A 22,027-nucleotide genomic window follows, 5' to 3' on the forward strand; every position below is an offset into this window, starting at 1 on the left:
TCTGATAGCCACCGTATGAGAAGGTTCCTCGCAAGAGGTGCGAATCCGAGAAAACCCCGCATACCCCTCAGGCGGGGCCCGTCGGATGGTCGTACCCCGGGATCAGCCCGGCAGGCGCGGACCGGCCTCCCGCTGCTCGGCCAGCCAGGTCTCCACCTCGTCGGCGGCCCGCGGCAGCCCTGCGGAGAGGTTCACCGCGCCGGTCTCGGTGACCAGGATGTCGTCCTCGATCCGGATGCCGATCCCGCGCAGCTCCTCGGGGACCAGCTCGTCCTCCGGCTGGAAGTAGAGCCCGGGCTCGACGGTGAGCACGTAGCCCTCGCCCAGCGTGCCGTCCCGGTACTTCTCCTTGCGGGCGTTCGCGCAGTCGTGCACGTCGATGCCGAGCATGTGGCTGGTGCCGTGCAGCGTCCAGCGCCGGTAGACCGTCGACTCCCCGTCCATCGCCTCGTCGACGCTGACCGGAAGCAGGCCCAGGTCGGACAGCGCCTGGGCGAGCACCCGCATCGCCGTGAGGTGGACCTCCCGGAACGCGACGCCGGGCCGGATGGCGTCGATGCCGGCCTGCTGCGCGGCGTGGACGGCCTCGTAGACCTGGCGCTGGAGCGGGGTGAAGCGGCCGTCGACCGGCAGCACCCTCGTGACGTCGGCGGTGTAGAGGTTGCGGTTCTCCACGCCCATGTCCATCAGCAGCAGCTCGCCCGGCCGGGTGGTGCCGTGGTTGTGCACCCAGTGCAGGATCGTGGCGTGCTCGCCCGCGCCGACGATCGAGCCGTAGCCGACGTCGTTGCCGTCGTGCCGGGCGCGCAGCGCGAAGATCCCCTCCAGCAGGCGCTCCGACACGCCCCGGTCCGCCGGCAGGGCCCGGGCCACGTCCTCGAACCCCCGCACGGTCGCGTCGACCGCCTCCTGGAGCTGGGCGATCTCCCACTCGTCCTTGACCAGCTTCAGTTCCGAGATGGCGATCGCCAGCTCCCGGTCGCGGGCCGGCTGGCCCCCGGCGCGGTGGCCGTCGTACGGGCGCACGGCCGCGTCCACCCGCGCGTCGAAGCCACGCAGCACCCGGGTACGCCCCGGCGCGAGGTCGGCCAGCGCCGCCTCCAGCTCGGTCAGGTCCGCCGTGGGCAGGCCCAGCTCGGTCGACTTCTCGGCCAGGGTGTGCCGCCGGCCGACCCACAGCTCGCCGTGCCGGCTGCGGAAGAACTCGTCGGTCAGCCGTGACGACCGGGGCCGCATGTACAGCGTGGCGTCGTGGCCCGAGCCGTTCGGCCGCAGGACGAGCACGCCGTCCGGGTCGTGGTCGCCGGTCAGGTAGGCGAAGTCGCTGCCCGGCCGGAACGGGTGGTCGGTGTCGTTGGCGCGTACCTTCTCGCCGCCGGTCGGGATCACCAGGGTCTCGCCCGGGAAGGCCGCCGAGAGCGCGGCCCGCCTTTTGGCGTGGTTCGGCACCTCGGGCCGCGGGCCGACCGGCAGGGTGGTGTCCCGCCAGCCCTGCCGCATGAACGCCAGGAACGCCTCGGGGAAGTCCGGGTCGTGCGACTCGGTGCCGTCCGCCGGCCTGCTGTCGGTACGTCCCTCGGTCATGCCTGCTCCCTCCGCGTCGTTGCAGGTCAGACGGTACCGCGCGCCGTCGGGGCCCGGCCGGGCCGGGACCGGAGGGAGCTCCGTGGGCGACGGATGCCGCCCGTCCGCGGCGCTCACCGCCCCCCGCCGGCTCCCGACGCGGGCCGGGCCGGCCGCGGAGCGTCGCGGCGGGGCAGAGCCCAGCGGTGCCGCGACGCCCGCTCGGGCCGCGTGGAAAGATGACCACCATGTGCGGACTCCTGGCCTTCTTCAGCGCGCGCGGCGACGCCGCCGCCCACCGCGACAACATCGCCGGGGCGTTGGAATGCCTGCACCACCGCGGACCGGACGAAACCGGTGTCGAGGTGGTCGGCGACGCCTCCGGCCGGTACGCGGACGGGGTGTTCGCGCACAAGCGGTTGGCGATCATCGACGTGGCCTCCAGCCAAGAGCCCCTGTCCTACGCGAACGGGCGCTACCTGCTCACCTTCAACGGCGAGATCTACAACTACATCGAGCTGCGCGAGGAGCTGATCCGGACCTTCGGCGCGCAGTTCGCCACCGCCGGTGACGGCGAGGTGATCGTCGCCGGCTACCACTTCTGGGGCGAGCAGGTGCTCACCCGGCTGCGCGGCATGTTCGCCTTCGTCATCTGGGACCGCCAGGAGCGCCGCGCGTTCGGCGGTCGGGACTACTTCGGCATCAAGCCGTTGCACTATCTGGAGACCGCCGACGGCCTCTACCTGGCCTCGGAGAAGAAGGCGCTGCTGCCCTTCGCGCACTCCTCCTACCAGGGCGACGCCGGCATCGACACGGCCAACCTGAGCCACTACCTGACGCTGCAGTACGTGCCCGAGCCCGGCACCCTGCACAAGGGCATCAGCCGGATCGGCTCCGGCGAGTACCTGACCTGGGCCCCGGGCGGGCGGATCGACGTGCGCCGGTGGTACCGGCCGGTGTTCCGCCCGACCCCGGTCGACGACGAGCAGCGGCTCTACCACGAGATCCGGGAGACGCTGCGGGAGAGCGTCCGCATGCACATGCGCTCCGACGTGCCGGTCGGCTCGTTCCTCTCCAGCGGCATCGACTCGACGGCCGTGGTGGCGCTGGCCCGGGAGTTCAACCCGAACATCCTCACCTTCACCGTCGGTTACGACGTCCCGGGCTACTCGGAGATCGACGTCGCCCAGGACTCGGCCCGGCACCTCGACGTCACCACCATCCCGACCAAGATCGGGCCGTACGACATGATCGAGGCGCTGCCGAAGATCATCTGGCACCTGGACGACCCGGTGGCCGACCCGGCCCTGGTGCCCCTCTACTTCGTGGCCAAGAAGGCCGCCGAGCACGTCACCGTGGTGCTCTCCGGCGAGGGCGCCGACGAGTTCTTCGGCGGCTACACGATCTACCGCGAGCCGCTGTCGTTGAGCTCGGTCAACGGCCTGCCGGACGGGGTGCAGAAGGGGCTGCGGGCGGTCTCCAAGGCCATTCCGCAGGGGGTGAAGGGCAAGAGCTTCCTGGAGCGCGGCACCACCCCGATCGAGCAGCGCTACTACGGCAACGCCCGGATGTTCACCGAGGAGGAGAAGCAGCACCTGCTGCGCCGCTACGACCCCTCGGTCCGCTACACCGACGTCACCGCGCCCATCTACGCCGAGTGCACGGAGCTCGACGACGTCACCAAGATGCAGTACGTCGACCTCTACACCTGGCTGCGCGGCGACATCCTGGTCAAGGCCGACCGGATCTCGATGGCCCACTCGCTCGAGGTGCGGGTGCCCTTCCTGGACCGGGCGGTCTTCGACGTGGCGTCGAGGATCCCGGTGGACCTCAAGCTCCCGCCGCGCTCCGACGCCACCAAGTACGCGATGCGCCAGGCGCTCCAGGGCGTGGTGCCACCGGCCATCGTCAACCGCAAGAAGCTGGGCTTCCCGACCCCCACCCGGGTCTGGCTGCGCGGCGAGATGTACGAGTGGGCCCGGCACGTGCTCTCCACCTCTGGCGCCGGTGACCTGCTCGACCTGTCGTACGCGATGCGGCTGCTGGAGGAGCACAAGCGGGAGGAGGCCGACCACTCCCGCAAGGTGTGGACGGTGCTGATCTTCTGCATCTGGCACGCCATCTTCGTCGCCAAGACCCTCGACCCGGGCATCCAGCGCAACCAGTCCGCCCTGCTCACCAAGCCCGTGGTCGGCTCCATGGTCCGCTGACCCGGCCACCCCCCGCCCGGGCCTCGGGCCGGGCCGGCGGCCACGCTGTCGATCAAGAGGTTTGCGTCCCCGGAGCCCTTCCCGGAGGACGCAAACCTCTTGATCATTTCAGGGCCGGCCTCCCGGGCCGGCCCGGGAGAGTGGGTCAGCGGCCGGAGCAGGTGACCGTGGGCAGGGTGTTGGTGCCGTTGGTGGTGGCGACGAAGCCGAAGGTCGTGGTGCCCTCCGGGGCGATCGTGCCGTTGTACGGCGCGTTGGTCACGGTGACCGAGGAACCGGAACCGCTCAGCGTGCCGCTCCACAGGCTGTTGATGCTCTGCCCGCTGGGCCAGGTCCAGTTGGCCGTCCAGCCCGACCAGGTCGACGCGCTGTGGTTCATGATCATGACCTCGCCCTGGAAGCCGCCGTTCCAGGAGCCGACCACCTTGTAGACCGCCATGCAGTCACCGCCGTGCGGCGGCGGCGTGGTCGGGTTCGGCGGGGGAGTCGTCGGGTTCGGCGGCGGGGTGCTCGGGTTGGGCGGCGGGGTCGTCGGGTTGGACGTGGGCGGGGGCAGCGTGCCGCCCGGGCCGACGCCGGTCACCTCGCCGTTGCCGCCGTCGAAGGTGACGTCCGAGCAGCCGAAGAAGTTCTCCTGGCTGTCGGAGCGGACCCACCGGGAGTAGATGAGGTGCCGGCCGCTCTTGTTGGTGGGCAGGTTGCCGCTGAAGTAGTAGTGCCCGTCGTTGGTGCCGCTCGAGCCGCGCTGCGGCGGGTTGGTCACCGTCAGGAACGGCTCCTCCAGGTCGCTCCAGGCCAGCGGCCGGTCCGGGCTCCAGCTGTCTTTCGTGACGTAGAAGTAGAACGTGCCCGGGTGGTGGGCCCAGTTGCTGTAGCGGAACTCCATCCGGGCCCCGGCCGTCAGGTGGGTCAGCGGCCAGTCGGTGCGGGCCAGGTCGTAGCCGGCGAAGCCCGGGTTGCCGCCGCTGCACAGCTTGCCGTCCGGGATGAAGCCGACGGTCCGGCCGCCGGCGTCGGAGCGCAGCACGCTGAACCAGTTGTAGAGCGAGTTGGTCCCGCTCTGGGCCACCGCGGCGGAACAGGCGGGATTGTTCGGCTTGATCTCGCCGGTGCTGGTGAGGCCGTCCTTCCAGCAGAGGTAGGTGCGGCTGCCGGGGGTCATCGGGGTGCCGTGCGCGGCGGCGGGGTCGGGCCCCGCCGTCAGGGCGACGGCGCCCACGAGAAGGGTCGCGGCCGCGGTGAGCAACGCGGCCGTACGCGATCGGTGGGACACGGGTTCTCCTCACTCGCGGGACGCGGGCGCCCCACGGGCAACGCGCGGGGAGGGCAACACCGGCCGCCCCGCTGGAACGCGGATACGACGGTCGCGGCGGACGTGCCCCGGCGTGGATGGCCGGCGTACGTGCGCCGTCGGCGGCCCGACTCGCGGGCCGCTGCCCTCGCGTGGATGTGAACCCGGCGCCGGCGGCACGGCAGCCCCCGCACCTTCCGGCAAGCGCCATCCCACCACGTGAGCCGACGTCGCGCAATAGCCGTTGCTCGATGTGTCAGTAGCGCTCGGCGAGGTGCTCGCGGCCGGGCGGCGGCGCGTAGGGCTCCGGCCAGAACTCGGTGTCCTCGCGGACGAGACCGGCCGGTGATCCGCTCCCGGGTCTGCGGCAGGTGCTAGACCACGTCGTCGGCGAGCAGCCGGCCGAAGGCATCCCAGTCCCGCGCCTCGCACGCCGCCCGGTAGGCCAATACGGTGGCTTCAGCGCTCGTCATGGCGCGTACTGTGCCAGCCTGGTGCGACAAGATCGGTCGGCGCGCGGCGTGGACGGAGGACCGGAATGGGATACGCGGTGGTGCTCGGCGAGGCGCTGCTCGACCTGCTCGACACCGAGCGCGACGGCGAGCCGGTCTACCGGCAGGCCGTCGGCGGCGGGCCGCTGAACGTGGCGGTCGCCGTCGCCCGGCTCGGCGGCGCGGTGCAGTTCGTCGGGTCGCTCGGCGACGACGTCCTGGCCGGGCGGATCCGCGACTTCCTGACCCGGGCGGGCGTCGGCCTGGCCGGGGCGGTCACCGTCCCCGCCCCGACCGCGCTGGCGGTGGCCACCTTCGCCGGCCCGGAACCCGACTTCCGGTTCTACGGCGAGCCGCCCTCATACGGCCTGCTCGGCCCCGACGACCTCGACGCCGGGCTGGTCGCGGGCGCCGACGTCGTCTACTGCGGGTCGATCGTGCTGCTCCAGCCGCCGGTGCTGGCCGCCGCGCGCCGGGCCTGGGGGCTCGCCTCCGGGCTGCGGGTCTTCGACCCGAACGTCCGCCCCCGGCTGCTGGACGGCCCGGCCGCCCTCGCCGGGCTGCGCGAGGTGGTGGCCGAGTTCGCCGCCGGCGCCCACCTCGTCAAGCTGAGCGCCGCCGACGCGAAGCTGCTCTATCCCGGCGAACCCGAGGAGGGCGTGGCGGCGTACCTGCGGGAACTCGGCGCCGGCACCGTGGTGCTCACCCTCGGCGCCGCCGGCGCGGTGCTCGCCGCCGCCGGTGCCGATCCGGTACGCGTACCCGCGCCGAAGGTCGACGCGGTGGACGCCACCGGCGCGGGCGACTCGGTGATGGGCGCGCTCGTCGCGGACCTGCTGGTCGACGGCGCGCCCACCGACCCGGCGGCCTGGCCCGAGCGGGTGGCGTTCGCGCTGCGGGTCGCCGGCCTGGTCTGCGAGTCGCCCGGCGGCGCGACCGCCATGCCCACCCGTGCCGAGGTCCTCGCCCGCTTCGCCCGTTGACCGACCCGGGGCCGCTGCGTCAGGCGGTGCCGTCGAGTTCGGCGTAGCCGCGGCGGGCGGCGTGCAGGGCGGGGCGGACGCCGAAGGGCGCCTCGGCGGCCACCCGCTCGGGCGGCGCGCCGCCCGCGTGCCCGGCGCGGATGAGCCGCGCCAGCTCGACGAGCTGGGCGTGCTGCGCGCGGACGAACCCGGCGTCCACCGGCTCGCCGTGCCCCGGCACGACCACGGTGGCCGGGGTGGTCGTCAGCAGCAGCTCCGCCACCGCGTCGGGCCACTGCAACGGGTACGACTCCTCGAAGGCGGGCGGGCCGCTCTGTTCCACCAGGTCCCCCGCGACCAGCACGTCGGCGTCCGGCACGTGCACCACCAGGTCGCCGGCGGTGTGCCCCCGGCCGGGGTGGCGCAGCACCACCCGCCGGCCGCCCACGTCGAGCACGGTCTCGCCGTGCACGGTGTGCGTCGGCGCGAGCAGCACGGTGGCGGCCACCTCCCCGGCCAGCGCGGGATGCTCGTCGCGCAGCTCCGCGTACGCCTCCCGGCGCAGCCGGTCCGGCTCGCGCATCGCCTCGGCGGCGATCTCGTGCGCGTACACCGGGCGGGGCGGGTCGGTGGCGAGGGTCGCGTTGCCGAAGCAGTGGTCGAAGTGGTGGTGGGTGTTCACCAGCGTCCACGGGGCGGTGGTGACCGCCCGGGCGGCGTCCGCCAGCGCGGCGGCCTGCCCGGCGGTGGAGAGCGTGTCGACGATCAGCGCGGCCCCGTCGCCGACGACGAGGGTGACGTTGACGTGCAGCACCGCCTCGCGCAGCACGTGGACCCGGTCGGCGACCTCCACGAAGCGGGCGGCCACTACGACCGCGCGGCGCGTTCCACGAAGCGCTGCCGGTCGACCAGCACCCGCTCCACCCGGCCCTCGGCGACCGTCTCGTCGCCGTCGCTGACGCTCACCTCGAAGTGCAGCCGCCGCCCCTCGACGGCGGTCAGCCGCGCCTGCGCCACCACCGTCCGCCCGACCGGGGTGGCCGCGAGGTGGTCGAGCTCGACCCGGGTGCCGACGGTCGTCGACCCGCCGGGCATCCGGGTGGCGGTGGCCGCCACCGTGGCCGCCTCGGCGAGGGCGAGCACCCGGGGCGTGCCCAGGACGGGCACGTCCCCGGAGCCGACCGCCTGGGCGGTGTCGGTGTCGGTGACGGTCAGCTCCACCCGGGCGCTCAGGCCCGGGGTCAGCGCGGACTCCGGCTGCTCCTGCATGGCCAGAGCCTAGACGAGGCGGTGCCGGGCGGCGGGCCGCCCGCGAGGGACCGGTGGTCGGCGTCGGTCGATGCCGCGCGCGCCGTTAACCTTGACCGCGATGTCTGTCGCGACCGACCCCCAGCCCCCCGCCCGGACCGAGCCGCCCGCCTCGCCCGACGGCGGGCGTCGCCGTGTGGTCGCGATGACGGTGTGGGGGGTCGCCTTCGTCGCCGGCTGGCTCGGCATCGGCCTGCCGACCGACCCGGCGTACGCGTTCCTGTGGATCTGGGCGGCGACGGTCGCCTGGAACAGCAGCCGGCCGTGGCGCAGCCACCTGCGCTTCGCGCGGGACTGGGTGCCGGTGGTGCTGCTGCTCGCCGTCTACAACCTCTCCCGGGGCTTCGCCGACAACGGCGCCACCCCGCACGCGTACGAGCTGATCGTCGCCGACCGGGTGATGTTCGGCTGGGCCACCGGCGGGCAGGTGCCGACGACCTGGCTCCAGGAGCACCTCTACCGGCCCGAGGTGCACTGGTGGGACGTCGCCGTCAGCTGGGTCTACTTCTCCCACTTCGTGGTGGCGCTGGCCGCCGCGGCGGTGCTCTGGCTGCGCGACCGGGGGCGGTGGGCGGCCTTCATGCGTCGTTGGGGCTTCCTGTGCGCCACCGGCCTGATCACCTACTTCCTCTACCCGGCCGCCCCGCCCTGGTGGGCGGCGCAGAACGGGCTGCTGGAGGAGGTCGCCCGGATCTCCACGCGTGGGTGGAAGGCGTTCGGCATGCACGGCGCCGGCAACCTGCTCAACGCCGGGCAGATCGCCTCCAACCCGGTGGCCGCGATGCCCTCGCTGCACACCGCGTTCGCGCTGTTCGTGGTGCTGTTCTTCCTGCGGCAGACCCGCCGCCGCTGGTGGCCGCTGCTGCTGGCGTACCCGCTGGCGATGACGTTCACCCTGGTCTACTCGGGCGAGCACTACGTCATCGACGTGCTGGTCGGCTGGGCGTACGTCGGGATGACCTTCCTCGCGGTCGGCCTGGCGGAGCGCTGGTGGGCGGCCCGCAGGGCCCGCCGGGCCCCGGCGGAGCCCGACCCCGCGCCGACCGACCCGCCGGCGTCGGCCGAGCCGCCGCCGGTGACCGCGGCCCACTGACCGGTCCGGGCGGGTTCAGCCCGCCCGGCGGGCGGCGTGCGCGCGGGCCGTCAGCTCCGCCGCCAGGGCCCACGCCTCGGTGACGTCCCGGTCCCGGGCGGCCGCGCCGGCGCCGCCGGCGGTGTCGGCGTGCACCGTCGCCAGCCGCAGCCGCCGCTGCGCCGGCCCCTGCACGACCCGCACGCTCTGGATCCGGGCGTACGGCACGAGCGCCAGCTGCCGGGTGAGCAGGCCGGACCGGACGGCGAAGACCCGGGGGTCGAGCCCGGCGCCGAGCACGCCCCGGCTCAGCGGGTTGAGCCAGCGGGCCCGCGTCGGCGGCGGGCTCAACGGCAGCGCGGCCAGCCGCACCCCGGGCAGCACCTCGGCCACGATCGCCTCGCCGGTCGCCAGGTCGCCGACGGGGAGCAGGCGGTCCGGCCGGTTGCGCTCGTCGGCCTCGCCGGCGGAGTAGCCGGCCACCTCCAGCCGCAGCCGCAGCCAGCCCTTGACCCGCCACAGCAGCGGCCAGGTCACCCCGACGGCCTGCACCCGGTCCAGCGGTACGGTCTGCGCGCGGGTCTCCAGCAGCCCGTTGCGGATCCGCAGCGTGCCCTCGTCCCGGGCGAGCCGGAAGTTCCAGTCGTCGAGCACCCGCCGCACCGGTTGCAGCAGCACCCCGGCCATGGCGGTGAGAGTGCTCGCCACCGCGATGAACGACCAGGAGTCCTCGGAGAGGAACTGCGCCACCACGAACGCGACGCCGAACGGGATCATGAACGCCTGCGGGGTCAGCAGCTGGCTGACCAGCAGGTCGTTGTTCCGCACGGCGTGCAGCGGCCGGCCGGGCGGTGGCGCCGGCGTGCCCGTCGGGCCCGCGGCCACCTCGGCCGGCGACGGCGCGCTCGTCTCCGCCGCGACCCGCCCGGCGAGGGCGAGCAGTCGCCGGCGCAGCGCGGTCGCCTCGGCGACGCTCAGATAGGCCAGCGGCGCCTCCGTCTTGCCCCCGCCCACCACCTCCAGCCGCAGCTCGGCCAGGCCGGTGAGCTGGGCGAGCAGCGGGCGGACCACCTCGACGGCCTGGAGCCGCTCCAGCGGGATCGCCCGGGTACGCCGCCAGATCAGCCCCTCGTACACCCGCAGCTCGCGGCCGACCACGTGGTAGCCGGTGTAGTACCAGCTCACCACGGCCAGCACGGTCGCGCCCAGGGCCAGCACGACCGCCATCAGGGCGAACCAGCCGAAGCCGACCCGCGACAGCGTCGACCAGGACAGGCCGGCGATCACCACGACCAGGGACTTGGCGCCGTGCAGGGCGGGGCTGAGCGGGTGCAGCCGCTGCCGCGGCTCCGCGCCCCCCGCCGACCCGGCGGAAGCGACGCCGTGCTCCGCGACGGGCCGGGCCGTCTCCGGTGGGACGCCGTGTCCCGCGACGGGGCCGGCCGCCACCGGTGGGGCACCGGGCTCCGCCGGAGCCGGCCCGGGGTGGTCCGTGCCCCGGCCGGCCGGGTCGCTCACAAGCCCTCCGCCCGGTCCTCGCCCAACGCGGTGAGCCGGTCGCGCAGCCGGGACGCCTCCGCCGGGCGCAGCCCCGGCACCCGGGCGTCGCTGGCCGCCGCGGCCGTGTGCAGCTGCACGGTGGCGAGCGCGAACGCGCGCTCCAGCGGCCCCGCGCTGACGTCCACGAACTGCATCCGCGAGTACGGCACGATGGAGAGCCGCCGCACCAGCAGCCCGTGCCGGACCAGCAGGTCGTCCTCGCGCTCCGCGTAGCCCCAGGCCCGTACGGCGCGGACGATCGTCATGCTCCGCAGGACGCCGAAGAGCAGCAGCACGCCGAGCGCTGCGCCGAGGAACCCGCTGCCGCTGAGCGCCCAGCCGACGCCGAGCCCGAGGGCGAGGACGACCAGCACCATCGCCAGGCGGATGAGCTCCACCCAGATCAGGTCGGACGAGACCGACTGCCAGCGGACGGTGTCCGGCCACGGTTCCAGGGGGCCTGCCGGCGGGCGGGGCGACGCCGGCGGCGGGCCGGCGGACCCGTCACCGCTCACCGGGGAAATCCGTTGTGCGCGCTCACCCTTCGAGCGTAGGCGATCCGGGGGCCGGTACGACCTCCCGCAGGAAGCCGCGGGCGTCGAGGAAGTCGCCGAGGGTGGCGCGGTGCTCGGTGCACGCGAGCCAGGTCTTGCGCCGGTCGCCGTCGTGCAGGCGGGGGTTGTTCCACCGGAGTGCCCAGTGGGCGGGGGAGCGACAGCCGCGGGACGAGCAGACCAGCGGCTCGTCGGCGGGGAGGGGGGTGCTCATCCCGGCCAGTCTAGGGCGGTGGCGGCACCGGAAGTTTGAGCGCCGGGCGGCCACGGGGGGAGCCGCCCGGCGACGGGGTGAATGGTACACGCGCCGGGCCCGTCCGTGTCCACCCGTGATCGGCGATTCCGCGCCGCGCGACGGCGTGGCGGGCCCGCGACACGGCCCCGGGGACGGGGCGGCGAAAATCGGCTTCTCCCCACCTCGGCACTCAGCCGGGCATGCGAGTCTTGATACGCACCACGCCGCGCGACAACCGATCATGCTGTGGAGGACCGGTGGCCCAGCCGACCACGCCCGACGCCCCGACGCCGAACGGGACGGGCCCGGAGACACCCGACCCGGTGACCACGCCGGCCGAGGACGCGACCCTTGTCGAGCGGGCGCTGTTCGAGATCAAACGGGTGATCGTCGGGCAGGACCGGATGGTGGAGCGGATGTTCGTCGCGCTGCTCGCGCGGGGCCACTGCCTGCTGGAGGGCGTGCCCGGGGTGGCGAAGACCCTGGCGGTGGAGACCCTCGCGAGGGTGGTCGGCGGCTCCTTCGCCCGGGTGCAGTTCACCCCCGACCTGGTGCCCGCCGACATCATGGGTACCCGCATCTACCGGCAGTCGAGCGAGAAGTTCGACGTCGAGCTGGGCCCGGTGTTCGTCAACTTCCTGCTCGCCGACGAGATCAACCGGGCGCCGGCCAAGGTGCAGTCGGCGCTGCTGGAGGTGATGAGCGAGCGGCAGGTCTCCATCGGCGGCGAGACCCACCGGGTGCCCGACCCGTTCCTGGTGATGGCGACGCAGAACCCGATCGAGCAGGAGGGCGTCTACCCGCTGCCCGAGGCCCAGCGGGACCGCTTCCTCATGAAGATCGTCGTCGGCTACCCGACCGACGCCGAGGAGCGGGAGATTGTCTACCGGATGGGGGTCGCCCCGCCGCAGCCGGCGCCGGTCTTCACCACCGGTGACCTGATCGCCCTGCAACGCAAGGCGGACCAGGTCTTCGTGCACAACGCCCTGGTCGACTACGCGGTGCGGCTGGTGCTGGCCACCCGCACCCCGGCGGAGCACGGGATGCCGGACGTGGCCCAGCTCATCCAGTACGGAGCCAGCCCGCGCGCCTCGCTCGGCCTGGTCCGGGCCACCCGCGCGCTGGCGCTGCTGCGCGGCCGGGACTACGCCCTGCCGCAGGACGTGCAGGACATCGCGCCGGACATCCTGCGCCACCGGCTCGTGCTCAGCTACGACGCGCTCGCCGACGACGTGCCCGCCGACCACGTGGTGCACCGGGTGATGTCCACCATCCCGCTGCCCTCGGTCGCGCCCCGGCAGCAGGCCAGCCCCACGCCGACCCCCGCGCCGCCGGGCGCCGGTTGGCCCGGGCAGCGCCCGTGACCTCACCCGACCGTCGGCCCGCCGACGTCCCCTCCGACCGCACCGAAGCCGTCCTGTCGCGGCTGCAACTCATGGTCACCCGCAAACTCGACGGCCTGCTCCAGGGCGACTACGCCGGTCTGCTGCCCGGGCCGGGCAGCGAGGCGGGGGAGTCCCGGGAGTACCGCCCCGGCGACGACGTACGCCGGATGGACTGGCCGGTCACCGCCCGCACGACGACGCCGCACGTGCGGCGTACGGTGGCCGACCGGGAGCTGGAGACGTGGCTGGCGGTGGACCTCTCGGCGAGCCTGGACTTCGGCACCGGCCGGTGGCTCAAGCGCGACGTGGTGGTGGCCGCCGCGGCGGCGCTGGCCCACCTGACCGTGCGGGGCGGCAACCGGATCGGCGCGGTGATCGGCAGCGGCGGCGCCGCGAGCGCGCCGGCCCGCCGGTGGCGCGCGGCGCCGCCGCTCGCCGGCCCGGACGTCTACACCCGGCTGCCCGCGCGCTCCGGTCGCAAGGAGGCCCAGGCGCTGCTGCGGGCGATCGCCGGCACCGAGATCCGCCCCGGCCGCAGCGACCTGGGCGCCCTGGTCGACATGCTCAACCGTCCACCCCGGCGGCGCGGCGTGGCGGTGGTCATCTCCGACTTCCTCGCCCCGCCGGACCGGTGGGCCCGACCGCTGCGTAAGCTGCGCGTCCGGCACGACGTGGTGGCGATCGAGGTGGTCGATCCCCGGGAGCTGGAGCTGCCCGACGTCGGGGTGCTGCCCGTGGTCGACCCGGAGACCGGCGAGCTGCACGAGGTGCAGACCGCCGACCCGCGGCTGCGTCACCGCTACGCCGAGGCGGCGGCTGCCCAGCGGGCGGAGATCGCCACGGCGTTGCGCGGTGCGGGTGCGGCCCACCTGCGCCTGCGTACGGACCGAGACTGGCTGCTCGACATGGTGCGTTTCGTGGCCGCGCAGCGGCACGCCCGCACCAGGGGGACGACACGATGATCCGCTTTCTGCAACCGTGGTGGCTGCTGGCCGTGCTGCCGGTGCTCGCCCTCGCCGCGCTCTACGTCTGGCGGCAGCTGCACCGCCGGGCGTACGCGCTGCGGTTCACCAACGTGGACCTGCTGCGCACCCTGGCGCCGAAGGGGCTGGGCTGGCGGCGGCACGTCCCGGCGACGGCGTTCCTGCTCTGCCTGCTGGTGCTGGCCACCGCGCTGGCCCGGCCGTCGGTCGACACCCGCGAGCCGCTGGAGCGGGCCACCGTGATGCTCGCCATCGACGTGTCGCTCTCCATGCAGGCCGACGACGTGGCGCCGAACCGGTTGGAGGCGGCGCAGGAGGCGGCCAAGCAGTTCGTCGGCGAGCTGCCGGAGAGCTACAACCTGGGGCTGGTCTCCTTCGCCAAGTCGGCGAACGTGCTGGTGCCGCCGGGCAAGGACCGCAGCGCGGTGACCAGCGCGATCGACGGGCTGGTGCTGGCGGAGGCGACGGCGACCGGGGAGGCGGTCTTCACCTGCCTGGAGGCGATCCGGTCGGTTCCGGCCGACGGGGCGGCGGGTATCCCGCCGGCGCGCATCGTGCTGCTCTCCGACGGGTACCGCACCTCGGGCCGGTCGGTGGAGGAGGCGGCCACGGCCGCGCAGGCGGCGAACGTGCCGGTCTCCACCATCGCCTTCGGCACCGACTCGGGGCAGGTCGACATCGGCGGTCAGCTGCAACGGGTCCCGGTGGACCGGCTGGCCCTGGCCGATCTGGCCGAGGCGACCGAGGGCTACTTCTACGAGGCGGCCTCGGTGACCGAGCTGAAGCAGGTCTACCAGGACATGGGCAGCTCGATCGGGTTCCGCACGGAACCCCGCGAGGTCACCCACTGGTACGCGGGGGTCGCCCTGCTGCTGGCGCTCTGCGCCGGCGCCCTCAACCTGCTGTGGTCCTCGCGGATGCTCTGACGGGCGGAGGACGGCCGGCGGCGGTCAGCGTGGGGGACGGCCGGCGGCGGTCAGTGGGCGCCGCCGCCGGCCAGGACGAAGACGACGGCCACCCAGACGGCGGCGAGGGTGAAGCCCAGCGGGGCGACGTAGCGGCTCATGGACGGCTCCGGGTGGCGACTGGACGGTCCGCGCGTGCGGGGGCGGACCGCAGGGGGTGGATCAGGACGCGCACACGAAGTCGTGACCGGGCGGCTCCCGGCGGGCCGCCCGGGTCGACGGGCGGCGCGGCACGGTCATCCGGCGTGGGGCCGGTGACCGGGCGGAGGCGGGGAGCGGAGCTGGGTCAGCTCACCTGCTGAGTCGTGGCTCAGCGGGGCTGACGATCGGCCCGGCCACGACTGGGAGGATCGCTATCTCGCACAGCGATCACCTCCTGCGGTCGGCGGGGCCCGGAACGCGGACCACGCGGCCCGCAAACGCGGATCATCGTACACCCGCCGGGTTCCGTTCCCGCACTCGGCCGAGCGGCCGGACGGGCCTCCTCCGACGGGCCCGCCGAGGCGCGCGAAAGGCCGGCGGCGGGCTACGCCCCGCCGGCCCGGACGTGCGCGGCGGTTAGCGCTTACCTGCCGGTAACGCCTAGGCTCCGACCGACCGGGAGATCACTGAACTACAGGGGGAAACGTGGCCCGCACCGTCCTGGTGACCGGCGGCAACCGGGGGATCGGCCTCGCCATCGCGCAGGCCTTCGCCACGCAGGGCGACCGGGTGGCGGTGACCCACCGCAGCGGCGAGCCCCCCGAGGGGCTGTTCGGGGTGCGCTGCGACGTGACCGACTCGGCCTCGGTCGACGCGGCGTTCACCGCGGTCGAGGCCGAGCTCGGACCGGTGGAGGTGCTCGTCGCCAACGCCGGGATCACCGACGACACGCTGTTGCTGCGGATGTCCGAGGAGCAGTTCACCCGCGTGCTGGACACCAACCTGACGGGCGCGTTCCGGTGCGCCAAGCGCGCCTCGGGGAAGATGCTGCGCGCGAAGTGGGGCCGCATGATCTTCATCTCCTCGGTGGTCGGCCTCTACGGCGGCCCCGGCCAGGTCAACTACGCGGCGAGCAAGGCCGGCCTGGTGGGCGTGGCCCGCTCGATCACCCGCGAGCTGGGCAGCCGCAACATCACGGCGAACGTGGTCGCCCCCGGCTACGTGGAGACCGACATGACCGCCGGCCTGCCCGAGGAGCGCAGGAGCGAGTACCGCAAGCTCATCCCCGCCAACCGGTTCGCCCAGCCGGACGAGATCGCGGGCGTGGTCACCTGGCTGGCCGGCGACACCGCCGGCTACGTCTCCGGCGCCGTCATCCCCGTCGACGGCGGCCTCGGCATGGGTCACTGACAAGCGGTCACTGAGAACTACGGAGGAAACCCTGCATGTCCGGACTGCTCGCCGGTAAGCGGCTGCTGGTCACCGGCGTCATCACCGACGCCTCGATCGCCTTCTCGGTGGCGAAGCTCGCCCAGGAGAACGGGGCGCAGGTCGTGCTCACCGGCTACGGCCGGCTCTCCCTGGTGGAGCGGATCGCCAGGCGGCTGCCCGAGCCCGCCCCGGTGATCGAGCTGGACGTGACCGACGCCGACCACCTCGCCGGGCTCGGCGACCGCGTGCGCGAGCACGTCGACGGCCTGGACGGGGTGGTGCACTCGATCGGCTTCGCCCCGCAGAGCTGCCTCGGCGGCGGCTTCCTCGACGCCCCCTGGGAGGACGTGGCGACCGCGCTGCACGTCTCCACGTACTCCTACAAGTCGCTGGCCATGGCGGCGCTGCCGCTGATGTCCGCGGGCGGCGCGGTGGTCGGCCTGACCTTCGACGCCACGAAGGCGTGGCCCGTCTACGACTGGATGGGCGTGGCCAAGGCCGGGCTGGAGTCGGCCTCCCGCTACCTGGCGCTGCACCTGGGCAAGCAGGGCATCCGCAGCAACCTGGTCGCGGCCGGGCCGCTGCGCACCATCGCCGCCAAGTCGATCCCCGGGTTCGAGCAGTTCGAGGATGCCTGGGCCGAGCGCGCGCCGCTGGGCTGGAGCCTCACCGACCAGGAGCCGGCCGCGCGGGCCTGCCTGGCGCTGCTGTCCGACTGGTTCCCGGCCACCACCGGCGAGATCGTGCACGTCGACGGCGGCTACCACGCCATCGGCGCCTGACGTCTCACGGAAGGGCCCCTGCCGACGCCTCCCGGCGCGGCAGGGGCCCTTCCGTGCCCGGGATCCGGGGGGCCTTGCCGCGGCGGGGACGGCGACCGGGGGAGAATGGGGCCATGGCGTACGACGCGGTGGTCCTGGTGTCCTTCGGCGGACCGGAACGGCCCGAGGACGTGATGCCGTTCCTGCAGAACGTGACCCGGGGGCGGGGCGTGCCGCCGGAGCGGCTGGCGGAGGTCGCCGAGCACTACCAGCACTTCGGTGGCGTCTCCCCGATCAACCAGCAGTGCCGGGAACTGCTCGCGGCGGTCCGCGAGGACTTCGCCGCCAACGGCGTCGACCTGCCCGTCTACTGGGGCAACCGGAACTGGGACCCGATGCTCGCCGACACGGTGGCGCAGATGCGCGACGACGGCGTCACCCACGCCCTGGCGTTCGTGACCAGCGCCTTCGGCGGCTACTCCTCCTGCCGGCAGTACCAGGAGGACATCGCCGCCGCCCGCGCGGCGGTCGGCCCGGACGCCCCGCTGATCGACAAGCTCCGCCAGTTCTGGGACCACCCCGGCTTCGTCGAGCCGCACGTCGACGCGGTGCGGTCGGCGCTGGGCCGGCTCGACCCGGCGAAGCGGGACACCACCCGGCTGGTGTTCACCGCGCACTCGATCCCGAACTCGATGGCCGCGAACGCCGGCCCGCACGGCGGCCGGTACGAGGCGCAGCTCGCCGAGGTCGCCCGGCTGGTGCACGCGGCGGCGGCCCCGGACCTGCCGTGGGACCTGGTCTGGCAGAGCCGCTCCGGCCCGCCGCAGGTGCCGTGGCTGGAGCCGGACGTCAACGACCACCTGCGCACGCTGGCCGAGGCCGGCACCACCGCCGTGGTGGTCAGCCCGATCGGGTTCGTCTCCGACCACCTGGAGGTGGTGTGGGACCTGGACAGCGAGGCGCGCCAGACGGCCGGGCAGCTCGGGCTGGACTTCGTCCGGGCCGCCACCCCCGGCACCGACCCGCGGTTCGTGGCGATGGTCCGCGAGCTGGTCCGGGAGCGGACCGACCCGGACGGGGTGGGCCTGCGCCGCCGCCTCGGCGAGCTGCCGATGTGGGACACCTGCCCGACGGTGTGCTGCGTCCCGGCCCGCCGCCCGGCCGCCGCCACCCCCGCCCCCGGGCACCCGACCTCCTGACCGCGGCACCGGCCCGGCCGGCGACCCCCGACGCGCCCGGAGGCAGGAGCTGTGCCGCTGCAAGCCCCCGTGAACTTGCAACCGCGAGTGATCTTATGTTCACACATACGATAGTTGTCAACAGCCGTTACGGTGACGACCGCCTTTATTCATCGCTGTTAAGCTCGCCCGAGCGATGACGAGAGGTGGCCGATGCCGACACCCGCCGGGCCGCCGGCCCCCCGCCCCGACTTCCGCGAGCGACTCAACCGGTTGTTCGACGAGCGACGCGACGCGGCCGGCAAGCCGTACACCAACGCCCGGGTCGTCCAGTTGGTCAACGGCTCGGGCCTGGCCACCGTCACCGAGGCCTACATGTCCAACCTCCGCCACGGCAAGGGGCCGGAACCTCGGCTCAACCTGGTGGAGGCCATCGCCCGCGCCTTCGAGGTGCCGACCACCTACTTCCTCGCGAGCCCGGGGAACGACAGCGACGTCGAGGCCCAACTGCGCGCGCTCGTGGCCGACAACCCGGCGCTCGCCGACCAGGTCGAGCTGCTGCTGACCATGGCGCAGGTCGGGGTGACCCGGATCGGCGCGCGCGGCACCCAGTTCACCGACCGCGGCCGCCGCGCCCTGACCCGGCTCATCCAGGCGGCGGGCAAGCTGTCCGAGACCGAGGTCGACGCGGTGCTCCGCGTCGCCGAGGTCATGGCGGCGGACGAGGGGCCCGACCGTGCCGTCCACGATGGATGACCTGCTGCGGGCCGAGTGCGAGGAACGGCTCGCCGAGATCGAGGCACTGATCCCCGTCCCGTGGGAGACGGCGGAGTTCCTCCGCAGGCTCGGCAGGGCGCGCGGCCGGAGCATCGTCATCCGGACCGTCGAGGCCGACCCCGACGCGCCCTGCGGGGTCTACCTGGCCGTCGGCGACGTCGACACCCTCATCGTCCCCGCGCACACCAATCCCTACCACCGCGATCACGTCCTCGCCCACGAGATCGCCCACATGCTGTTCGACCTGGAGCCGAGCCCCGACGGGGACGCGTCCGACGCAAGCTCGGCCATCGACCGGGAGTACGCCCGGTCGCTCTTCCCCGACATCCCGCCCGAGCTCATCAAGGCCCTGCTGGGGCGGCGCGGCTACGGCAACCGGGTGGAGCGGCGGGCCGAGGTCTTCGCCGAGCTGCTGCTGGAGCGGGTGCGGGAACGCCAGTCCACGGTGGAGCAGGACCAGGGCACCGGACTGACGCGGGACCAGCAGGCGATCGCGGAGCGACTCAGCAGGGCGCTCGAGCACCACTAGCACCGGAGGCGACGGCATGCTCGTCAACGTCGTGATGGTCACCGCAGCGTCGGCGTCGATCATCGCAGCCGCGTACAAGGCGCGCGGCCTGCGCGCGAACCCGCGCAACCCGAGCCTGCGGGCGTTGGTCTCCGGCCTGTTCGTCCTCGGCCTCTCGATCGCGACGGCGGCGCCGGTCGTCTACACGCCCGTCAACGAGGCCATCGGCATCCCGAACCTGCTGCGGGTCACCACCCACCTCGGCATGATCGCGTTCAGCGTGGCCATCACGGTCATGCGCCTGCACGTGGCGTACCCCGCCGAGGAGGCGACCCCGAGAGCCCGCCGCAGGGTCGTCGCGTACGTCGCCGCCGGCGTCGCCATGGCGGTCCTCTTCGTGGCGGCGCCCGTCGACGAGGACCGTGTCGACTGGACCGTCCACTACGGCGACGAGCCGATCGTGCAGCTCTACCTCCTGGTCTACCTGCTGACGTTCGGCAGCGCCATCTTCGAGATCGCCCGGCTGTCCCATCGCACGGCGAAGTTCCTGCCCGCCGCGCCCCTGCGTACCGGCATGCGCTTCACCGCGATCGGCGCGAGCCTCGGATTCGCGTACGCCGTCTACAAGGCCGCGTACGTCGCCTGGTCGGCCCTCGGCCTGCGCATGCCCGGACCGCTGGCGTGGCTCGACCGGGAGGACCTGGTGTCGCCGCTGCTGGCCACGCCCGGCGCCCTCCTCATGGTCATCGGGCTCACGTTGCCGTCCTGGCTGCCCACTCTGAGGGCGGGCTGGACGGCCATCGGCCTGCGCCGCACCTACCGCCACCTCTACCAGCTGTGGCTGCCGCTCTACCACGCCGAACCCGAGATCCTGTTCGGCCCGATGCCCCCGGCGCGGCCGGGTCTTCGGCCGGGCAGGCTGGCGAAACTCGTCGAACGCCGCGCCATCGAGATCCCCGACGGAATGCTGCGGCTCGCCGCCTACTACGATCCGGCCGTGCAAGCCGCCGCCGAAGCCAGCGCGACCAGGGCCGGCCTGACCGGGGACGAAGCCCGCGCCGCGATCGCCGCGGCGTGCATCAGGGACGCCCTCGACGCCGTGCGTACCGGCCGCAAGCCCGACACACCCGCCGTCCTCGAACTGGCCGGCGCGACCACGCTGGCCGACGAGATCAGCTGGCTCGAGCTGGTCGCCAGGGCGTACCGCCGGCACGCCACCGCGACCCCGCGGGCCAGGAGCGCGGAGGCGGTGGCGGCGCCGTGACCGCCGCACCCACCGCGCCCCCGGCCGCCGGGCCCGCGTCCACGAGGGCCCGCCTCGTCGCCCGGGCACTGTCCGAACTGCTCTCGCCGCCCATCCTGCTGGCCGTCATCGGCGTCGTGGTCGCCGTGCAGACCGCGACGACCCTGCCGCGAGGGCTGCTGGCCGGTGCCACGGCCCTGTTGTTCGGCGGCGTACTGCCCATGGCGTGGATCCTGACGGCCGTACGCCGCGGCGGCCTCACCGACCACCACATCACCAAGGTCCGGCGGCAGCGTCACCTGCCCCTCGCCGTGTCCCTCGCGTGCGTGCTCGCCGGCGCCGGTCTGCTGGCGGCGATGGGGGCCTGGCCCGTCGCCGCGCTGTTCCTGCTGACGGCGGCCACCCTGGTGCCGTCCATGGTGGTGACCGTGTGGTGGCAGGTGTCCATCCACTCCTCGGTCGCCGCGTCGACCGCGCTGTTCCTGATCGCGCTCTGGGGGCCGTGGGCGGCGCTAGGTCTCGCCGTGGTGGTCGCGCTGGGCTGGTCGCGGTTGGCGTTGCGCGCCCACACCCTGCCGCAGGTGGTCGTCGGGATGGCCCTCGGCGTGGCCGTCGGCGTCGGGGCCTGGCCGCTGCTCGCCTGACCGGCCGCAGCGCGCGGTGGCCCGGGACCGCCGCCGACGCCGGACGCGACCCCTTGGCGCGACGCCCGCACCCCTGCGGTTGGCGGGACGGCGCGCTCGACGTCAGGGGCGACGGCGCGGCCCGACGTCAGGGGCGCAGCGGGGCGTTGCAGGCGGCCACCAGGGCCTGCCGGCAGGCGGTGGTGAGCGGGCGCAGCGCGGCGTCGCGCTGCTGGGCCTCGTAGTTGTTGATCGCGCCGCCGGGCGCGGCGTGCCCGGCCAGGGCGAGCACCCGGTCGAGCACGGCGGCCCGGGCGAAGAGCCGCCGGGCCCGCGGGTCGAACCCGGGCGGCAGGTCGGTGGCGCCGTCCGGTCGGCGCAGCGCCTCCAGCGCCCCGGCCAGCTCGGGTCGCCACTGGGCGACGTCCAGCCGGGTCAGCGCGGCGGTCGTGTCGGCCAGGGCCACCGCCAGCTCCGCCTCCGCCTCGGCCGCGCCGGGCAACGCGAGGGAGGCGGCCGGGGCGTCGGCCGGCAGCGGGTAGACCCGCCAGAGCACCGTCTCGAAGGTGTCGCCGGAGCCGGACGTGTGCGTGCGTACGTGCGGAATCAGCCCGAGGCCCCCGGCGACGACAGCCTCACCGGCGACCAGCGCCGCGCCGGCGAAGTCGCCCGGGCCGGGCAGCCCGCGCGGGTCGCCCGGGGCGGGCAGCACGAGCCGGATCTCGTCGGGCGAGAGCTTCGCGAGGGTGGGCAGCGCCTGCGGCAGGGGCACGTCGGTCCAGGTGCCGGGCGCGTCGGCGACCAGGTGCTCCTCGTCGCCGGCGATGGCGTCGGCGACCTCGTCGAAGGGCACCAGCCCGGCGCGCCAGGCGCGTACCCAGGCAACGAACCGGCTGGACCGGCGCGGTGTGAGAGTGGCCGCGCCCGCTGCGGGGGTGGACATGCCGAAAGGGTACGTGGTCACCGCCGCCCCTGTCTCGACTGCCGCTCCGACCACCGCGCCGCAGAAGCCGGAGTCGGCGTCCT

Annotated in this window: 21 protein-coding genes; 13 read left to right on the forward strand and 8 right to left on the reverse strand. The window is 74.2% G+C overall.

What is annotated here, in order from left to right; all coding sequences use genetic code 11:
• Positions 1-102: 102 nt before the first annotated feature.
• Positions 103-1,584: an aminopeptidase P family protein gene (locus ACSNN9_RS21585; RefSeq protein WP_436675094.1), complete on the reverse strand. Its 1,482-nt coding sequence runs from the start codon at positions 1,582-1,584 to the stop codon at positions 103-105.
• Between the two features lie 227 nt (positions 1,585-1,811).
• Here ACSNN9_RS21585 and asnB point away from each other — a divergent pair, with 227 nt between their 5' ends.
• Complete coding sequence (gene asnB / locus ACSNN9_RS21590) at positions 1,812-3,773, forward strand: asparagine synthase (glutamine-hydrolyzing) (RefSeq protein WP_436675095.1); 1,962 nt, start codon at positions 1,812-1,814, stop codon at positions 3,771-3,773.
• 145 nt (positions 3,774-3,918) lie between these two features.
• On the opposite strand, the gene ACSNN9_RS21595 is transcribed toward asnB, so the two are convergent.
• Positions 3,919-5,046 (reverse strand): lytic polysaccharide monooxygenase, encoded by a 1,128-nt coding sequence (locus ACSNN9_RS21595; protein ID WP_436675096.1) that lies wholly within the window; start codon positions 5,044-5,046, stop codon positions 3,919-3,921.
• 556 nt (positions 5,047-5,602) lie between these two features.
• On the opposite strand from ACSNN9_RS21595, the gene ACSNN9_RS21600 reads away from it, so the two are divergent.
• Positions 5,603-6,538, forward strand: coding sequence for a PfkB family carbohydrate kinase (locus ACSNN9_RS21600; RefSeq protein ID WP_436675097.1), 936 nt, complete (start codon positions 5,603-5,605; stop codon positions 6,536-6,538).
• Between the two features lie 19 nt (positions 6,539-6,557).
• Here ACSNN9_RS21600 and ACSNN9_RS21605 read toward each other — a convergent pair whose 3' ends face one another.
• Positions 6,558-7,385, reverse strand: coding sequence for an MBL fold metallo-hydrolase (locus ACSNN9_RS21605; RefSeq protein ID WP_436675098.1), 828 nt, complete (start codon positions 7,383-7,385; stop codon positions 6,558-6,560).
• On the reverse strand, positions 7,385-7,792 hold the full coding sequence (locus tag ACSNN9_RS21610) for a thioesterase family protein (protein WP_436675112.1): 408 nt from the start codon (positions 7,790-7,792) through the stop codon (positions 7,385-7,387). Before ACSNN9_RS21610 ends, ACSNN9_RS21605 begins: the two co-directional genes overlap by 1 nt.
• Before the next feature lie 94 nt (positions 7,793-7,886).
• On the opposite strand from ACSNN9_RS21610, the gene ACSNN9_RS21615 reads away from it, so the two are divergent.
• A complete protein-coding gene (locus ACSNN9_RS21615; protein ID WP_436675099.1) occupies positions 7,887-8,918 on the forward strand; it encodes a phosphatase PAP2 family protein in 1,032 nt (343 codons plus the stop codon).
• Between the two features lie 15 nt (positions 8,919-8,933).
• Here the strand turns inward: ACSNN9_RS21615 and ACSNN9_RS21620 are convergent, their stop codons facing one another.
• The 3 genes from ACSNN9_RS21620 to ACSNN9_RS21630 form a co-directional block, all read right to left on the reverse strand.
• A complete protein-coding gene (locus tag ACSNN9_RS21620; RefSeq protein ID WP_436675113.1) occupies positions 8,934-10,232 on the reverse strand; it encodes a PH domain-containing protein in 1,299 nt (432 codons plus the stop codon).
• Between the two features lie 179 nt (positions 10,233-10,411).
• The gene (locus tag ACSNN9_RS21625) at positions 10,412-10,951 is read right to left on the reverse strand and encodes a PH domain-containing protein (protein ID WP_436675100.1); all 540 of its coding nucleotides are present in this window, start codon (positions 10,949-10,951) and stop codon (positions 10,412-10,414) included.
• Between the two features lie 22 nt (positions 10,952-10,973).
• Positions 10,974-11,204, reverse strand: a complete 231-nt coding sequence (locus ACSNN9_RS21630; protein WP_436675101.1) for a hypothetical protein — start codon at positions 11,202-11,204, stop codon at positions 10,974-10,976.
• Positions 11,205-11,482: 278 nt separating this feature from the next.
• On the opposite strand from ACSNN9_RS21630, the gene ACSNN9_RS21635 reads away from it, so the two are divergent.
• The 10 genes from ACSNN9_RS21635 (at position 11,483) to ACSNN9_RS21680 (ending at position 21,022) form a co-directional block, all read left to right on the forward strand.
• On the forward strand, positions 11,483-12,589 hold the full coding sequence (locus ACSNN9_RS21635; RefSeq protein ID WP_436675102.1) for an AAA family ATPase: 1,107 nt from the start codon (positions 11,483-11,485) through the stop codon (positions 12,587-12,589).
• The gene (locus tag ACSNN9_RS21640; protein ID WP_436675103.1) at positions 12,568-13,572 is read left to right on the forward strand and encodes a DUF58 domain-containing protein; all 1,005 of its coding nucleotides are present in this window, start codon (positions 12,568-12,570) and stop codon (positions 13,570-13,572) included. Before ACSNN9_RS21635 ends, ACSNN9_RS21640 begins: the two co-directional genes overlap by 22 nt.
• Positions 13,569-14,519: a VWA domain-containing protein gene (locus tag ACSNN9_RS21645; protein ID WP_436675104.1), complete on the forward strand. Its 951-nt coding sequence runs from the start codon at positions 13,569-13,571 to the stop codon at positions 14,517-14,519. Before ACSNN9_RS21640 ends, ACSNN9_RS21645 begins: the two co-directional genes overlap by 4 nt.
• Positions 14,520-15,185: 666 nt before the next feature.
• Positions 15,186-15,890 carry a 3-oxoacyl-ACP reductase FabG gene (gene fabG / locus ACSNN9_RS21650; protein ID WP_436675105.1) on the forward strand — a complete coding sequence of 235 codons (705 nt, stop codon included), beginning with the start codon at positions 15,186-15,188 and terminating at the stop codon, positions 15,888-15,890.
• Positions 15,891-15,925: 35 nt separating this feature from the next.
• Positions 15,926-16,693 carry an enoyl-ACP reductase FabI gene (fabI, locus tag ACSNN9_RS21655; protein ID WP_436675106.1) on the forward strand — a complete coding sequence of 256 codons (768 nt, stop codon included), beginning with the start codon at positions 15,926-15,928 and terminating at the stop codon, positions 16,691-16,693.
• Between the two features lie 113 nt (positions 16,694-16,806).
• On the forward strand, positions 16,807-17,871 hold the full coding sequence (locus tag ACSNN9_RS21660) for a ferrochelatase (RefSeq protein ID WP_436675107.1): 1,065 nt from the start codon (positions 16,807-16,809) through the stop codon (positions 17,869-17,871).
• Between the two features lie 192 nt (positions 17,872-18,063).
• Positions 18,064-18,606: a hypothetical protein gene (locus ACSNN9_RS21665; protein WP_436675108.1), complete on the forward strand. Its 543-nt coding sequence runs from the start codon at positions 18,064-18,066 to the stop codon at positions 18,604-18,606.
• Positions 18,599-19,156, forward strand: a complete 558-nt coding sequence (locus ACSNN9_RS21670) for a hypothetical protein (RefSeq protein WP_436675109.1) — start codon at positions 18,599-18,601, stop codon at positions 19,154-19,156. The genes ACSNN9_RS21665 and ACSNN9_RS21670 overlap by 8 nt, the downstream gene beginning before the upstream one ends.
• Before the next feature lie 16 nt (positions 19,157-19,172).
• Positions 19,173-20,399, forward strand: coding sequence for an MAB_1171c family putative transporter (locus tag ACSNN9_RS21675; RefSeq protein WP_436675110.1), 1,227 nt, complete (start codon positions 19,173-19,175; stop codon positions 20,397-20,399).
• Positions 20,396-21,022 (forward strand): hypothetical protein, encoded by a 627-nt coding sequence (locus tag ACSNN9_RS21680; RefSeq protein ID WP_436675111.1) that lies wholly within the window; start codon positions 20,396-20,398, stop codon positions 21,020-21,022. The genes ACSNN9_RS21675 and ACSNN9_RS21680 overlap by 4 nt, the downstream gene beginning before the upstream one ends.
• A gap of 127 nt (positions 21,023-21,149) precedes the next feature.
• Here ACSNN9_RS21680 and ACSNN9_RS21685 read toward each other — a convergent pair whose 3' ends face one another.
• Positions 21,150-21,944, reverse strand: coding sequence for a hypothetical protein (locus ACSNN9_RS21685; RefSeq protein WP_132238744.1), 795 nt, complete (start codon positions 21,942-21,944; stop codon positions 21,150-21,152).
• Positions 21,945-22,027 lie beyond the last annotated feature (83 nt).

The sequence above is a fragment of the Micromonospora sp. URMC 107 genome, assembly GCF_051386315.1.
In the GTDB taxonomy this organism is placed as follows: domain Bacteria; phylum Actinomycetota; class Actinomycetes; order Mycobacteriales; family Micromonosporaceae; genus Micromonospora.

Bases quoted from the DNA above. Each gene is read 5' to 3' on its own strand.
- ACSNN9_RS21645 (WP_436675104.1), top strand. From the start codon at position 13,569: ATGATCCGCTTTCTGCAACCGTGGTGGCTGCTGGCCGTGCTGCCGGTG.
- ACSNN9_RS21675 (WP_436675110.1), top strand. From the start codon at position 19,173: ATGCTCGTCAACGTCGTGATGGTCACCGCAGCGTCGGCGTCGATCATC.
- ACSNN9_RS21665 (WP_436675108.1), top strand. From the start codon at position 18,064: ATGCCGACACCCGCCGGGCCGCCGGCCCCCCGCCCCGACTTCCGCGAG.
- ACSNN9_RS21600 (WP_436675097.1), top strand. From the start codon at position 5,603: ATGGGATACGCGGTGGTGCTCGGCGAGGCGCTGCTCGACCTGCTCGAC.
- ACSNN9_RS21685 (WP_132238744.1), bottom strand. From the start codon at position 21,944: ATGTCCACCCCCGCAGCGGGCGCGGCCACTCTCACACCGCGCCGGTCC.
- fabI (WP_436675106.1), top strand. From the start codon at position 15,926: ATGTCCGGACTGCTCGCCGGTAAGCGGCTGCTGGTCACCGGCGTCATC.
- ACSNN9_RS21630 (WP_436675101.1), bottom strand. From the start codon at position 11,204: ATGAGCACCCCCCTCCCCGCCGACGAGCCGCTGGTCTGCTCGTCCCGC.
- asnB (WP_436675095.1), top strand. From the start codon at position 1,812: ATGTGCGGACTCCTGGCCTTCTTCAGCGCGCGCGGCGACGCCGCCGCC.
- ACSNN9_RS21585 (WP_436675094.1), bottom strand. From the start codon at position 1,584: ATGACCGAGGGACGTACCGACAGCAGGCCGGCGGACGGCACCGAGTCG.
- ACSNN9_RS21615 (WP_436675099.1), top strand. From the start codon at position 7,887: ATGTCTGTCGCGACCGACCCCCAGCCCCCCGCCCGGACCGAGCCGCCC.
- ACSNN9_RS21670 (WP_436675109.1), top strand. From the start codon at position 18,599: ATGGATGACCTGCTGCGGGCCGAGTGCGAGGAACGGCTCGCCGAGATC.
- ACSNN9_RS21660 (WP_436675107.1), top strand. From the start codon at position 16,807: ATGGCGTACGACGCGGTGGTCCTGGTGTCCTTCGGCGGACCGGAACGG.